This is a genomic window from Eudoraea sp., from assembly GCF_049665975.1.
In the GTDB taxonomy this organism is placed as follows: domain Bacteria; phylum Bacteroidota; class Bacteroidia; order Flavobacteriales; family Flavobacteriaceae; genus Eudoraea.
Genome location: NZ_JBATGR010000448.1, coordinates 1 through 13,639, shown reverse-complemented (window position 1 = coordinate 13,639; position 13,639 = coordinate 1). Strand labels below are relative to the sequence as shown.

Here is a 13,639-nt window from a genome sequence, read left to right as displayed (position 1 = left end):
ACGCGATTATTCTGGATATGGTAATTCCGCCGATTGCTTCAATGGGAATTTTATCCGCGATAGGTGCAACTAATTTTCGAAAAACATCCAGAACCTTACCTATAATTAAAGCAAGCAATACAAGGGGTATTACAAAAAACAATCCTCCAATCAGAGTGGTTTTAATAAAGGACATTATACTTTTCATGGTGCGATTTTTGTTTTGGAACTAAATATGAAAATAATTAATTCAATTTAGTCAAAATTTCACCTAAAAGTAACTAAGCCACCATTTATCTCTATTATTACTCTTGTATCTATTGAACCAGCTGCATACAGGGTATAATGCTATGATAAGCAATATCCATACAAGATAAACCACCCAAAGGCTGAAGCCATATCCCTGTAGTTCGGGTTGCTCGTTTACCCAGAAGTCAATAACCATATCAGAAGCCTTTAAGCCAGTAAGTGCAGCTGCTATCAATGCCCGAAAAGGATTGAAACATTTCCTGTTTTTTGACCTTTTTCCACATACCTGAATGCATCAGCCACTTTTTCAAGTGGATAAGTTCTGTCAATTACGGACTTAAATTTACCTTCTTCAATCAGTTTTTTAATCAGGAGTACACTCCGTTTTATATTGGGTGGATAAGGGAATTTTACTTTTTTTCCTTCAAGGCCTGGAATGCCTCCAAAAAGGGCAGTAATAAGTGAATAAAAAATATTTTGAGACCAGGGCCCTAATTCAGAGGAGATATATACACCGCCCGGTTTTAATAAGGACTTGCATTTACCAAAAGTACTTTTGCCTACAGTATCAAAAACGTAGTCATATTTTCCCGGATCTTTCGTGAAATCTTCTTTGCTATAATCGATTACTTTTGCTGCTCCTAAAGATTTGACCAATTCTATATTTTTTGTATTACATACTGCAGTGATATTTGCATCAAAATATTTAAGAAGCTGAACGGTGGCTGTGCCAATCCCACCAGAGGCACCATTGACCATTACTTTTTGGCCTCTCTTAAGTTCAATTTTGTTTATGATGTTGTATGCATAGTGAGCACCTTCTATACAAGCACCTGCCTGTTGATAATTAAAACCCTCAGGCATTGTTGAGACACCTTTGCTAGTCTGCACGACCAAGTATTCAGCATACGAACTCAAAACACTGTCGTCAAATCCGAAAACTTTATCTCCAACACCAAATGAAGTTACTCCTTCGCCAGTTTTCACAACATCACCGGCAAATTCAGTACCCAGAATTCTTTTATTTGGTTTAAATAGGCCCAGCATAAACCGCATAATAAATGGTTTTGCCCTTAGGTTGGCACAATCTGTTCTATTTACTGAGGCTGCACGAACTTTTACGAGGATTTCATTCTTTTTTGGTTCAGGTTTTTCAACATCTTGAACTTGTAAAACATCCGGGGATCCATATTGAGTGTAAACAATGGCTTTCATTTAATAAACTATTTTAACGGGCTGGCAGCATATTACGAATAGCTGTTATCTTCCATTCATTGTTTTGGAAAACTGCCATAAAAGTGCTCCACATCTTCCTCATGGTTCCATCGGTGTTTTTTATTTCATAGCGGGCATCTACTATTGCATACTGAGGATTTAAAAGCCGTATATTTTCAATAATCAGGGTTCTTGTGCCAGGATTGTTTACTGAGCTTTGTAACATGCCTTTCATGGACTCTTCTTTACCTTTTCTCCATTTACCTGAAGATACTAATTGATCTATATCTTCTGTCAAAATATGACTTAGTAGCAGCGTGTCTTTATTTTCTCTGGCTTTGGAGTAGTCCTCAATTAAGGAGTGAATGTCTTTTGTTTGTTTTTTACTCGGAGCAATTTTCTGTGCACTTAGGTTAGTGATTACAAAATTTGACAAAAGGAGGAGGATCAAAATATTTTTCATTGTTTGCTCTTTTTTTGGATATTTCAAAGCTGTTAATATGATTGGAAATTAAGAATTCAACTCCGTTACTTCCTCATATTTTATTTTTTGAATTCGACGGGAATCTCTGTAATATTTTTCAAATAAAAATCTTTATAGAAGACTTCAGCCCCTTCCGATTGAATCATAATTCTACCGGATTTTAGTGGCTCTTTATTACTCATTTTTCTGGAATTAAAAAGACGCATAACTACCTTTCCATTAACAATATGGATGCTGGAGTCACCCATTGTAATGAGCTCTATCTCATTCCATTTCCCATATTTTTTTTCGGCATCAAGTGCCTTAAATACACGCCGCTTTGCCAAGCTATCATGTACTGCTTTCTTTAAAATGGTCGCCAGATAATACGTTCGTAAGTCTGCATTCTCTTTGTAAATAAAATAATTATCTTTAAATCGTACACTAGGGATATCTATTTCTGTATCACCTACTGGCCAATAATCACCCATATCTCCCTGTTGTATTTGAAGTTCCTGCGAATTCATCCAGGGATATGCCAATTCTGAGCCGGGTTCCCCATTCCCATGATAAAGTAATCCACTATCGCGTGGGCCATTCTCCCTTGGGATGTGCATGTCCTCACCCCATTTTACCTTAAGTTTTAAGTGATAATTTTGAAATATTTTTTCGGTATAAATCATACCCCATGCTACTCCTGATATCCTGATGGCCTTCCCTTGATCTGTGTCCACAACTTTTATAACTTGTAAAGGATCATGATCAACTCCAAATGGTATTATTTTATTTCCTGTATCATCTTCTTTAGATTGGTAAGGCGTTCCTAAAAAAGTATGCCATCCCGTAAGATCTTTTCCGTTCCAGAGTGCAATCCAGTTGCCGTCCTGTTTACCTATATTAAGATACGTCCATGAGACTAAGAGAATGAGCAGAACGACAGGGATAAAAATTTTCATCATAAGGATATTATTTGAGAAGATAAAGTTTCGGTAACAAAAACTCTACAGATTACGCTAAAACTTTTTTCAACTCATCAAAACTTATTAGATTAAGACTTGATTTTCTGTTTTCATCCAAAACCTTATATTCATAAAATGGATTGGTATTCTTTATGCTGTCGCCTATAGGATTTTTTTTAGACAAAATTCCAACGCCCCAGTCCGTATCAATACAGCAGGAATACAAACCGGAATCGAATCGCGATTTTAAAAATGCTTTCCAGGTAGTTCCGTTCCAATAGCCTTGTGCCGGAGAATTCTTGTAGTCATAGTCCTCCCTTGCGTGCCATTCCGTTGGGGGGTTGCAGTCATGTAACACTATAAAACCATCGTCTTTTATATAGTCTAATGCATTTTTAATATCTAAATCTACTTGCTCTGCCAGATGCAGACCATCAATAAAAATGACATCAAACTTAATATCCTTAGATAAAATTTCATTATTATTTAATTTATCAAAGAAACTATCACTGGTCATTTTAAAATCTATTGAACTGGCTTTGTATTCCAGACCGGGGTCTACACTATACTTTGTGTCAGCATTTATGTGGTTATAATTGTCCCCCGGATTTCGGACGCCTATTTCCAAATAGCAGGTTTCACGTTTAAAGAGTGATAATAAAAAATTTATCACTTCAGTTCTTTGGGGCGTTTTTTTGAGTTCTAACTTAGTTTTTTCATAGGTATTTTTATGAAATGGGTCATTTACCACTCGTCTTCCGTGTTTATTATATGTTTTTAACTTTTTAAAAATGTTCATAAAAAAGATAATTTAATAATGAGGTTCTGTTTATAAAGCAACTAGTTCGTACTTTCTTTGATGGTCTGAAATCTTTTATCCAATTCAATAAACCTGTCCAATGCGTCCTTCCCAATCTCCTGATCAGCCTCATTCATCATATTGTATAAATATTTGATTTGGCTCGTTAACATAGGTTGCTCATAAATTCCTTCCCGGGTTTTTAATTGCTCAAGGACTATTTTTAATTCCGATAATTTGGTTTTATCCGCTTCGGTAATTTTCTCTTTATTCTCCAAAGTTTCCTGTTCTATTTCCAAACTGTTGACCAGCAATAATGCCTCATTTAATAAGTCGCGTACTTTAATTTGAAAATCTACCTGATCACTTATGATTTTTTCTGAGATTCCTGTGACTTTAACTCTTGGATCTATAACTATTTCAAAAGATTTCGACAATACTATCTTATCAATTGTGAGCTTTGCAATATATATTCCGGGTTTAACAAGCGGACCATTTTCATAACGATTTTCAGTTTTCTTATTCCACGGCCCGGTTGAGGTCATATCCCATTTAAAACGATTAAACCCTTTCTTTGCATTTAATTTATCAGTTATCTGATAATTCAGGAATTCGGTACTCATATCACGTTTTACAGTGTCTTTTGAAATCCCTGTCGTATCGCTAATGTAAGTATTTACAACTTCCAACTTTTCATTTAAAATTTCCAATTTTAGTAGAGAACTCAAATCTTCTTTTAAAAAATAATCAATGCTTACCCCCGGTTTAGGATACTTCGGATATTCACTTGTCCTGGCTCCTGAAGGCGAACGGTATCGAATGGCAGTATTGGGTTTAAATAAGAAATCATCTTTAATTTGGTTCAAATTCTCCTGTCTCAGCACGTTTATATCGTCCAGGATCCAAAATCCGCGGCCCATTGTAGCGAAAACCAGATCTCCTCTATGAATTTTTAGATCGGTAATAGGGGTAATGGGTAGATTTTGTTGGAATGCCTTCCATGTTGCTCCATCGTTAAATGAAACAAAAACCCCATATTCTGTACCGGCAAATAAAAGACCTTCCTTTTCGGGGTCCTCACGAACTACTCTTGCTGCATATTCTTTTGGTATCCCATTATTACCTGATGTTAGTAACTGCCATGATTCACCATAATTATCGGTTTTATAGATATAAGGCTTCCGATCGCCTAACTGATATCTCAGAACACAAACATAGGCCTTCGCCGGATTATGTGGCGAAGGCTCAACGGCATCTACCCTTCCACCCGGGGGGAGGTTTTTTGGAGTTACGTTTTTCCAGGTTTTACCACCATTCCGGGTTACATGAACAGGTCCGTCATTGGCGCCAACCCAAATTACTCCTTCCTCTAAAGGCGATTCCTGTATGGCATAAATAGTACTGTAGAATTCTTCACCTGTAATGTCTCGGGTAATCGGACTTCCAGAGATCACTTGTTTATCTGTTTCAAAAGCCGTGAGGTCTGGAGAAATGATTTTCCAGGTTTTACCTTCATCGGTGGTTTTATGGACATATTGCGATGTATGATAAATAACTTTTGGATTATGAGGGGAAACCAGAATAGGGGATACCCGCTGAAATCTGAATTGCAGGTCTTTTGGATTATGCCCGTACATATTTGAGGCTCCAACATAAAATGATTTTTCCGTTCCGGTTTTTTTATTAAAAACTGTAAATCGGCCTTTGCAATTGGAGTAAACAATATCGGGATTTGTTGGATGAGGTACCGCCGGACCGGTTTCACAACCTCCTGTATTTATAATATAACCTATTCCAGCTGCCTGAATTCCATATGGAGCCATACTGGGTACTGCCACAGTGGAATAGTTGTCTTGTTGCCCACCATAAAGCCAGTAAGGGTATTGGTTGTCTACCTCTACCTGGTATATTTCCGATGTAGGTTGATTATATTGTGTAGACCAGCTTTTACCACCATTATGTGTTACGTTTGCTCCTCCATCATTACTTTGAATGAAAAGGTCTGAATTTTCAGGATTGATCCACATATCGTGATTATCGCCGTGCGGAACGGAAAGTGATGACCAGGTTTTTCCCCTGTCTACTGATTTCATATAGTCTGTGGCCATACTATAAATTACATCAGAGTTTTGTGGATCTACTTTTACGTTCGTGTAATAAAAAGGTCTGGTACGTATTTTTTTGTCGTCAGATACATGTTCAAAGGTTTCACCATGGTCATCTGAAATATATAATCCGCCTTCCTCATTAGGGGCTTCAACTAATGCATAGAGTAGCTTGGAATCTGCCGGACATACTTCCAGGTCTATTTTACCAATCAGCTTTTCCGGAAGTCCATTCTCAATTTTGCTCCAGTTTTTCCCTGCATCAATAGATTTGTAGATTCCTCCTTCTTTTGGTGTTCCTCCGCTAATTATGGTCCAGGGCTTACGTTCTGCTTTCCAGGCCGCGGCATAAAGTATATTAGGATTGGTAGGCATCATTTCTATATCAGAAATTCCGGTTTTATTGGAGATGAACAAAATGTTGTTCCAGGTCTTGCCCCCATCCGTGGTTTTGAAGAGGCCCCTTTCAGGATTGGAATTAAAGGCTCTTCCCAACGCAGCAACATACACTATATTATGATCAACAGGATGTATGCGAATAGCCCCTATCTGCCCAACGTTTGTTAATCCGGTTTCTACCCAGGTTTTACCACCATCAATAGATTTATACATGCCTTTGCCCTCAATCAGGTTACTTCGCAAACCGTCCGAACCTGTGCCAACATAGACGATATTTGGATCGTTTTGGGCAACTGCAATCGCCCCAATGGATGGGGTTTTAAAAAAGCCATCGGAAACATTAAACCAGGAAGTGCCGTAATCTTCGGTTTTCCAGACACCACCTCCTGTGGCACCCAGAAAGAAGTTGGATGGTTTAGAAGCAATACCTGCTACAGCTGTGACCCGTCCACCTCTGTATGGTCCTACATTGCGGTATTCCAGGGAAGAAAAGTCCTGGGAATAAACTATGGAGCAAATGGTAGACAAGAAAGAAAATACAAAGGTAAAAAAGACTGTTCGGATAATAATCATTTAAGATAATTTGAGTTTTAAAGAAGAATTGGATTGCTAATTAAAGGTAGCCAAGATAAATTCCTTTGATCATTTTTCCTATTACTTGCACTGATAATAAGCTGATATTTTTTTCAACCTTTTCTTTACTCTATATATTTTTTAGACCTATTTCCTATAAAATCTTTTAAATATTATTTTTCGGGCTGCTTTATTTTTAAACTGGTAATCTTTTTTTAATGAATTTAATTTGTCCGTTATGATTTGATTCGTGTTCGCAAACATGAAACCATTTACAATAATTATTGGTAGGTTGGTTCTGGAAAAATGCTTCAGTCTTATTAAGCCAATCATCGTCTCTCTTAGCAAATTCTTTTTTAGTATTTTCTCTAACTTCCTCCAGTTTGGAAAGGTAATACTCTACTTTATTGCCTTTAATCTGTTCTCGGCCGTTTGCACCCAGGCCCATAGGCACATCCCACTCCTTTTTTATTTCATCGTTCCAGGAACCCCATTCCAGTTCTTCAAAAGTGTTTAATTGGTAATACCTTTCAGTAGCTGCGAGGTGAAGCAACATTGCACCAATAGAATTTGATTGTTCATCAATTTGGAAATCCAATTGTTCCACAGTCAAATCTTTAACACTATGTATCAACCATGTCCGCATCATTGTCATAGTAGATAAAAGTGTGCCGATTTCAGGTGCGTATCCTTCTTTTGGTCCTATTATATATAAGCCATCTGCATTAGGAACAAATTTTTTATGGGCAAGACTTATTACCGGGGTTGAGATTAATCCTGCTGTTAAAATTGTGGATCCTTTGATAAATTTTCTTCTGTTGGTTTTGTTAGTGTTAATTTTCATATTGATAATGTTATAATTTTAATTAAAATCCAGGCTTAAAGATTATTTATCTGAATTCTCCTTACTTCTTTTCTTATTCAATCCAGCTCCAATTGCAACCCCAATAGCTACTCCAATTCCGACACCAACAGCTATTTCGTTTATTACTACTCCGATTGCTCCTCCAACTCCGGCGCCAAGGGCAATACCAACTCCTGCATAATTTTTCTGTTTCATATTTAATATATGACCTAAAAGATAGTAATTTCTTTATGATCAAAGCTTAATCAGGCATCCAAAAATCCAGGATTTACCCCATTTTAGGATTCAGTTCTTGTCTATACTTCTTTAATGCCAATAGTGAGAAATAACGCTTGTAGTTCCTGTAGGAAACCATGGTTGTTTTATAAAACAACCCGCTCATAGGCTGCACGGGCCAGTCGCCGTTATCAAGCTGCTGGTCTATAAGCCATTCAATAGCTTTAATTAGACGTGGATCCTCGGCATAACCTCCATTTAAAAGTGCCAAAACAGACCAGGCTGTTTGGTCTACAACACTGCCTTCGGCTTGTATATAATGCCTTGCAAGTGCGGATTCCTGTGCTTCTCCCCAGCCTCCATCTTCTTTTTGCATAGACCATAAGTAGGTGCATGCCCTCTGAATTGCCTGATGGTCTTTTTGTAATCCATACATGGTTAGTCCTTCAACAACAAAACAAATTCCATAGGTGAAACACAGTCCCCAAAGGGCTTCCCAGCTGCCATCTTCATATTGGGCATTCAACAGGTATTTAACAGCCCTGTCCATGGCATTCTTCATTTCAGAGGTAAACAAATGGGGCCTGCTCTGTTTTATTTGCACGAAACACTGAATAATACTAGCTGTACATTCCACATAAGAATGGTCAACCATAATATCTACAAACACATTTGCCGCATTAAACCACTCGAGTTTCGGGCTCCCAATGGCTTTATCCACACTGGTCCATCCGCCATCATCACCTTGAAGTAGCATTATAAAACCAATTGCCTTTTTTATTCTCTCATCGGATAATAATTCATCACCTAAACCTTCAGTTTCCAAAAGTGCTTTGATAGCTTCTGCAGTGCAATCCGATACTACCCAACCATTATCCAGGTAGCTAAAAGTCCAGCCCCCTGCCCTTGGAAGTCGATGATACTTAAAAGGGTTTTCCAGCTCATTCATCACCTGATTCTCCAATAGGAATTTTCGGGTTTTCAGGGCTAAAGGTTTTAACAATGGATCAGTACATTCCTTACCCATGGCCTGTAGATAGAATCCATTATCCCAGGTATAGGTATTTGTAAAGCCCTGCATCAATATTTCATCCTCATTTTCCCATAAATATAAGGGTAGCTTTTCCCAGGATTTTTTCAGTTTCTCTTTCTCACCTCTAAAATGGTATACCAGGGTATTGTACACAGCATTTACAGGGGCTTGTCTAATAAAAGAAGAGTTTTCATCTTCATATTCTATATGTTCATACACCAGTGCCAGCGCCTTCTTTTTAATAAATTTAGGGATTAGGGGATCTACTCTTTTGATCCACCATATTGAAATTTTAAATATTCTAGTTTCAGGAAATATATTATCTGTGTCTGCAAAAGTCCCTCTGTGTTTCCCAAAATTAATTTGTTCATAGGGTTGGAGGTATAATTCTTTTCGCAACTGCAGTATTAGTTCATCTGGTTCTATCGCCAACCGTTCGCGATAGAAGTAACACATGGGTAAATAAATGATCCTCACATAACCCGAAATTTTTCGGGGATGAAATGGAAACCAGCTTGGTAGCATATAGAGCTCGGGGGGTACAGGAGCAACTCCTTTATAGGAATATAAATTTAGAAATGATAAGATAAATTTACACCAGCTCGCTGCATACAAGGGTCCTCCTTTGTCGTGAATCCAGGTTAAAGCCTTCCGGAGTGCTGGTTCTGAGGGGAGATGACCTAAAAAGCGCAAGGCAACATAGTTAATTACACTGGTAAAAACGGTGCCTACTTTTGATTCCTGATGTATTCCAAAACTACCATCTGCCAGTTGATGTCTCAGGATATACCTGCTCATCTTTGTTTTGGTTTCCTTACTTATGGGCCGGCCACATATTCTAAGGGCAAAAATGTATAGGGGCAAGAGAAAAAAGGGCCCGTCATACGGTACAGGCCAGGTACCTTCTTCTGTTTGATTTGCAGCCATCCAACCGTAAATTTTTTGAATGGCTTGTTCAATTTTATCAATAGGATTGACCATTATCAGATAACATATTTCAAATTATAACTCTTAAATTATTGGCTACAGTATAAGGATTATGATCGATTGTACTGGTATTACAAATGATCAGGTAAATATAATCGAATTTAATATTTAATAGGAGAAATTAGAAATACAGATTCTGGCTTTAGTCTAATAAAATGAATTCAAACTTTTAAGTTTTGCTGTTAAAGCAATATCTTTGTAAAGTTATCTACTTGTTACACTTACTTTTTAAGTGAAATAAGATAAAAATAAATTAGGGTTATCCATAAAAGACAAATGTCAGACAACGGAATAAATAACAAAGTTGATGCCCTTATTGTGGGTGCCGGAATTGCCGGTGCCACTCTCGCGGCCAATTTAGCCAAAATGGGCAAGAATATTGTGGTTGTTGAAAAAGACCTGAACGAGAGAGATGTTATTATAGGTGAATTATTGCAACCGGGAGGGGTACAGAAGCTTCAGGAAATGGGTTTTACCTCATTTGTAGATAATATTGATGCGCAACCAGTTTATGGATATGATATTATTTATGAAGAAAGGGATTATCTTATTTCCTATCCAAATAAAAATGGTGAACCATGTGGTTACGGTTTCAGAAATGGAGCTTTTTTACAGAATATCAGGAAGTACATTTTGGCTCAACCTAATATTCGGGTAATCGAAGGTACAGTTACCCAATTAATTGAAGAAGAAAAGGCCATAACTGGTGTTACTTATAATTGCAGAAAGACGGGAATTGAAGAGAATATTTATGCGCATCTGACTGTTGTTACAGATGGCCCTTTGTCTAATTTTCGCGAGAAATTATCCAAACCGGAAAAGAAAGTTAACGGATATTTCCTTGGACTTTTATTAAAAAATTGCGAGCTACCTTTTGCTAACCATGGACATCTTGTTATGGGCGACCATCCCCCAATGGTTATTTATCCTGTTACCTCTAATGCCTGGAGGGTATTAATAGATTTTAAAGGAGAGAAACCTCCGAGGTTAGGAAAGGATTTTAAAAAATTCCTATTGGAAGAGTTTGAAGATGCTATTCCTCTAATAGCCCGATCCGCTTTTTATGAAGCCGTGGAGCAAGGGAAATTCAAGACTTTTCCAAACCACAGACTTCCGGCAAGCCCTATTAAAAAATCAGGGGCTGTTCTTTTGGGAGATGCATTAAATATGAGACATCCCTTAACAGGAGGGGGAATGACCGCGGCTTTTAATGATGTCTTGAGGTTGAGTGATAATCTGGATAAGGTTGCAGATTTTGGTAACAGCAGGCAAATAGGAGGAGCAGTTAAAAAGTTTTATGAAACCAGACATTTAGGAACTCAAACTACAAATATATTGGCGGATGGTCTTTATGGGGTAGTCTATAATCCGGATTTAAGAAAAGCGTTTTTTGAATACGTTAGCAGGGGAGATAAATATGCCGAAGAAACCTGCTCTATTCTTGCAGGACTCAACAAAGACAAGAAGTTATTGTTGAATCATTTTATAGCGATGGCCCGTTATGGAACCCAATTAAAAGTAAGTTCTGAAAAGTCAGGAGTGGTTGTTACCGAATCCCTTACTATGGTAAAGGATGCAGTTGGAATTATTACCCCTTTACTTCTTTCCGAAAAACCGGATCGGGGAAATAAATTAATGTTGGAAGCATTGAACCGGATAATATGAAAGTGCCAATAATATAATTTCAAATTCAAAAAAACGATTTAACAATATTTCAGTTTCTACTATAATTATCAATATTAGTTACTTAAATCTCCGCTGAAACTAATGATTGATTGCCATATAATCTTACAAATAGCTTATGAAATCGGTATATAATTTCATAATAATTGTCATTCGGACATTCGTAAAATGGGGCAGGTACAAACCTCTAAGTAAATACCCTTTTGGACATTTTTATACTCCCATTGTATCCAAGGCTGAACTCGTTGAATTTGAAAATCAAATATGGGAAGAAGTCGATCAGGATTTTATCTTAGGCATAAATTTGAACCTCGACAATCAACTTTTATTATTAAAAGAATTTTCTAAATATTATCCGGAAATGCCTTTTAGGGATGAAAAGTCGGATAATCAAAGATATTGTTTTAACAACGGAGCCTATGCATATACAGATGCGATAGTCCTTTATTCTTTTATCAGGCATTTTAAGCCAAAAAGGATTATAGAGATTGGTTCCGGACATTCTTCGGCAGTAATGTTAGATACCCGTGAGGCTTTTGTAGATGACATAAATCTTACATTTATTGAGCCCTATCCAAAATATCTTTATGGACTTATTAAAGATAATGACAGAGACAAATGTAAGGTTTTGGAAACAAAAGTTCAAAATGTTCAAATAACTGAGTTTCAGAAATTACAGCGTAATGACATTCTTTTTATTGATAGCAGCCATGTGTCCAAAACAGGAAGCGATGTTAATTACGAGATATTTAAGATATTACCGACTTTAAATTCTGGCGTTATTATTCACTTTCACGACGTATTCTACCCTTTTGAATATCCCAAAAGCTGGGTTTCTGAAGGTCGTAACTGGAATGAGGACTATTTACTAAGGGCATTTTTGAGTTATAACAATCAATTTGAAATAGTACTTTTTTCACATTTTATTCATCAACATCATAAGGCAGCATTTAAGGAGATGCCACTTACCTATAAAAATACCGGGGGTAATTTGTGGATTAGGAAGATGTAACATTTACTCCATAAAACCATAGGCCTCACTTATATCATTGTGAAGACCAATCTCCAAAATAGTCTGAAGCTAAATATCAGGATTCTGGTTCAGGAAGATTAACCCCTTTTAATAAAATTGCAATACCCATCATTGCAAGCCATAAAACTTTCACATGAAAAACGGGTTTGTATATTTCAAAATTATCGGGAATACCCATAATGATAGCCATTGCCGCGAATCCTAACAGTGCAGTAAACCAACCCAATAACGGGTTGACAATTTTCCATTTTATAAATCCGAAACCTAATAGTACAAGGCCAACTCCGGAAAAGATACGCCCAAATCGCACAAAACAGGTAACATATTGGTTTGTGTAAAGGATATTATCCATGAATTCCTGAATTTCAGCAGCTGATAAGCCCATAGTCTTACCAACTCCCCAGGCCCCAAAATTATAATAAAACGCAGATGCTATAGCCAGGGTCATAGTTCCAATCACTACCATTCCAGCACCAGGTACCAGAACAACCCTGTAGGGTTTTTTAGCCGTAATTGAGGCAAGAGCAAAAATAGCTATTGCCATAGTTACCCAACCAAAAATATGAAACCGAAACATCCATATCCAATACCACAAATCTTCATTAATTGTGGTAAAGTCTGATGCAACAATATACTCACCAATATGGTGTGGTGAAAGTGCCCAACCACCCCATAATAAAATGGCTGCAAAAATAAATGCCCAAGCTGTAAATTTAGTTTCGAAATCTTTTTTCATTGTTTAAAAATTTAAAATTCAATTCTTTACTATATAGAATTATAAAATAGCTATTTTAATATTCTGGTATTTATCCAATCTCTTATTACCAACAGGAGTTTAATTTAACAAAAATAAATATCCACATATTTTACTATAAAGCGTATATTATTGCTTAAATTAAAATACCGTTGCAAATAATGTACCTATGTCATTGCATAGTCTTTAACTTCCGCTAGTTTATGTAGAGATACTTGCATATCACTGTCAATAAATACGGCATGGTTGGTAGGGATCTCTTTCCATAAATTCCTGTCATCTGTCAACATTTCCGACGAAATTAATGCGGCACTTCTTTTAACGATA

The 13,639-nt window shown here is 36.9% G+C and carries 12 protein-coding genes and 1 pseudogene; 2 read left to right on the top strand and 11 right to left on the bottom strand.

Annotated elements, in window-relative coordinates:
• From WBN20_RS14675 to WBN20_RS14630, 10 genes and pseudogenes are all read right to left on the bottom strand, one after another.
• Positions 1–187, bottom strand: a pseudogene (locus WBN20_RS14675) (hypothetical protein); the annotation flags it as partial.
• A 63-nt stretch (positions 188–250) separates the two neighbouring features.
• Positions 251–463, bottom strand: coding sequence for a hypothetical protein (locus tag WBN20_RS14670; protein WP_424282220.1), 213 nt, complete (start codon positions 461–463; stop codon positions 251–253).
• Positions 460–1,443, bottom strand: a complete 984-nt coding sequence (locus WBN20_RS14665) for an NAD(P)-dependent alcohol dehydrogenase (protein WP_424282219.1) — start codon at positions 1,441–1,443, stop codon at positions 460–462. The genes WBN20_RS14670 and WBN20_RS14665 overlap by 4 nt, the downstream gene beginning before the upstream one ends.
• 13 nt (positions 1,444–1,456) lie before the next feature.
• Entirely contained in the window at positions 1,457–1,906 is a 450-nt protein-coding gene (locus tag WBN20_RS14660) for a YybH family protein (RefSeq protein WP_424272080.1), read from the bottom strand.
• An 80-nt stretch (positions 1,907–1,986) separates the two neighbouring features.
• Entirely contained in the window at positions 1,987–2,865 is an 879-nt protein-coding gene (locus WBN20_RS14655; protein WP_424274862.1) for a 3-keto-disaccharide hydrolase, read from the bottom strand.
• Between the two features lie 49 nt (positions 2,866–2,914).
• Entirely contained in the window at positions 2,915–3,664 is a 750-nt protein-coding gene (locus WBN20_RS14650; RefSeq protein ID WP_424282218.1) for a class I SAM-dependent methyltransferase, read from the bottom strand.
• A gap of 41 nt (positions 3,665–3,705) precedes the next feature.
• On the bottom strand, positions 3,706–6,741 hold the full coding sequence (locus WBN20_RS14645; protein ID WP_424282217.1) for a WD40/YVTN/BNR-like repeat-containing protein: 3,036 nt from the start codon (positions 6,739–6,741) through the stop codon (positions 3,706–3,708).
• Positions 6,742–6,937: 196 nt separating this feature from the next.
• The gene (locus WBN20_RS14640; protein ID WP_424282216.1) at positions 6,938–7,585 is read right to left on the bottom strand and encodes a DinB family protein; all 648 of its coding nucleotides are present in this window, start codon (positions 7,583–7,585) and stop codon (positions 6,938–6,940) included.
• Positions 7,586–7,627: 42 nt separating this feature from the next.
• Positions 7,628–7,801 (bottom strand): hypothetical protein, encoded by a 174-nt coding sequence (locus tag WBN20_RS14635; protein WP_424273163.1) that lies wholly within the window; start codon positions 7,799–7,801, stop codon positions 7,628–7,630.
• A 73-nt stretch (positions 7,802–7,874) separates the two neighbouring features.
• Positions 7,875–9,836: a prenyltransferase/squalene oxidase repeat-containing protein gene (locus tag WBN20_RS14630; protein WP_424282215.1), complete on the bottom strand. Its 1,962-nt coding sequence runs from the start codon at positions 9,834–9,836 to the stop codon at positions 7,875–7,877.
• Between the two features lie 282 nt (positions 9,837–10,118).
• Here WBN20_RS14630 and WBN20_RS14625 point away from each other — a divergent pair, with 282 nt between their 5' ends.
• Positions 10,119–11,507, top strand: a complete 1,389-nt coding sequence (locus WBN20_RS14625; protein ID WP_424274866.1) for an FAD-dependent monooxygenase — start codon at positions 10,119–10,121, stop codon at positions 11,505–11,507.
• A gap of 136 nt (positions 11,508–11,643) precedes the next feature.
• Entirely contained in the window at positions 11,644–12,537 is an 894-nt protein-coding gene (locus WBN20_RS14620; RefSeq protein WP_424282214.1) for a class I SAM-dependent methyltransferase, read from the top strand.
• Between the two features lie 76 nt (positions 12,538–12,613).
• Here WBN20_RS14620 and WBN20_RS14615 read toward each other — a convergent pair whose 3' ends face one another.
• The gene (locus WBN20_RS14615) at positions 12,614–13,294 is read right to left on the bottom strand and encodes a hypothetical protein (RefSeq protein WP_424282213.1); all 681 of its coding nucleotides are present in this window, start codon (positions 13,292–13,294) and stop codon (positions 12,614–12,616) included.
• Positions 13,295–13,639 lie beyond the last annotated feature (345 nt).

Excerpts from the sequence above, each read along its gene's own strand:
- WBN20_RS14665 (WP_424282219.1), bottom strand. The coding sequence starts at position 1,443 with ATGAAAGCCATTGTTTACACTCAATATGGATCCCCGGATGTTTTACAA.
- WBN20_RS14620 (WP_424282214.1), top strand. The coding sequence starts at position 11,644 with ATGAAATCGGTATATAATTTCATAATAATTGTCATTCGGACATTCGTA.
- WBN20_RS14655 (WP_424274862.1), bottom strand. The coding sequence starts at position 2,865 with ATGATGAAAATTTTTATCCCTGTCGTTCTGCTCATTCTCTTAGTCTCA.
- WBN20_RS14615 (WP_424282213.1), bottom strand. The coding sequence starts at position 13,294 with ATGAAAAAAGATTTCGAAACTAAATTTACAGCTTGGGCATTTATTTTT.
- WBN20_RS14640 (WP_424282216.1), bottom strand. The coding sequence starts at position 7,585 with ATGAAAATTAACACTAACAAAACCAACAGAAGAAAATTTATCAAAGGA.
- WBN20_RS14650 (WP_424282218.1), bottom strand. The coding sequence starts at position 3,664 with ATGAACATTTTTAAAAAGTTAAAAACATATAATAAACACGGAAGACGA.
- WBN20_RS14635 (WP_424273163.1), bottom strand. The coding sequence starts at position 7,801 with ATGAAACAGAAAAATTATGCAGGAGTTGGTATTGCCCTTGGCGCCGGA.
- WBN20_RS14630 (WP_424282215.1), bottom strand. The coding sequence starts at position 9,836 with ATGGTCAATCCTATTGATAAAATTGAACAAGCCATTCAAAAAATTTAC.
- WBN20_RS14645 (WP_424282217.1), bottom strand. The coding sequence starts at position 6,741 with ATGATTATTATCCGAACAGTCTTTTTTACCTTTGTATTTTCTTTCTTG.
- WBN20_RS14660 (WP_424272080.1), bottom strand. The coding sequence starts at position 1,906 with ATGAAAAATATTTTGATCCTCCTCCTTTTGTCAAATTTTGTAATCACT.
- WBN20_RS14625 (WP_424274866.1), top strand. The coding sequence starts at position 10,119 with ATGTCAGACAACGGAATAAATAACAAAGTTGATGCCCTTATTGTGGGT.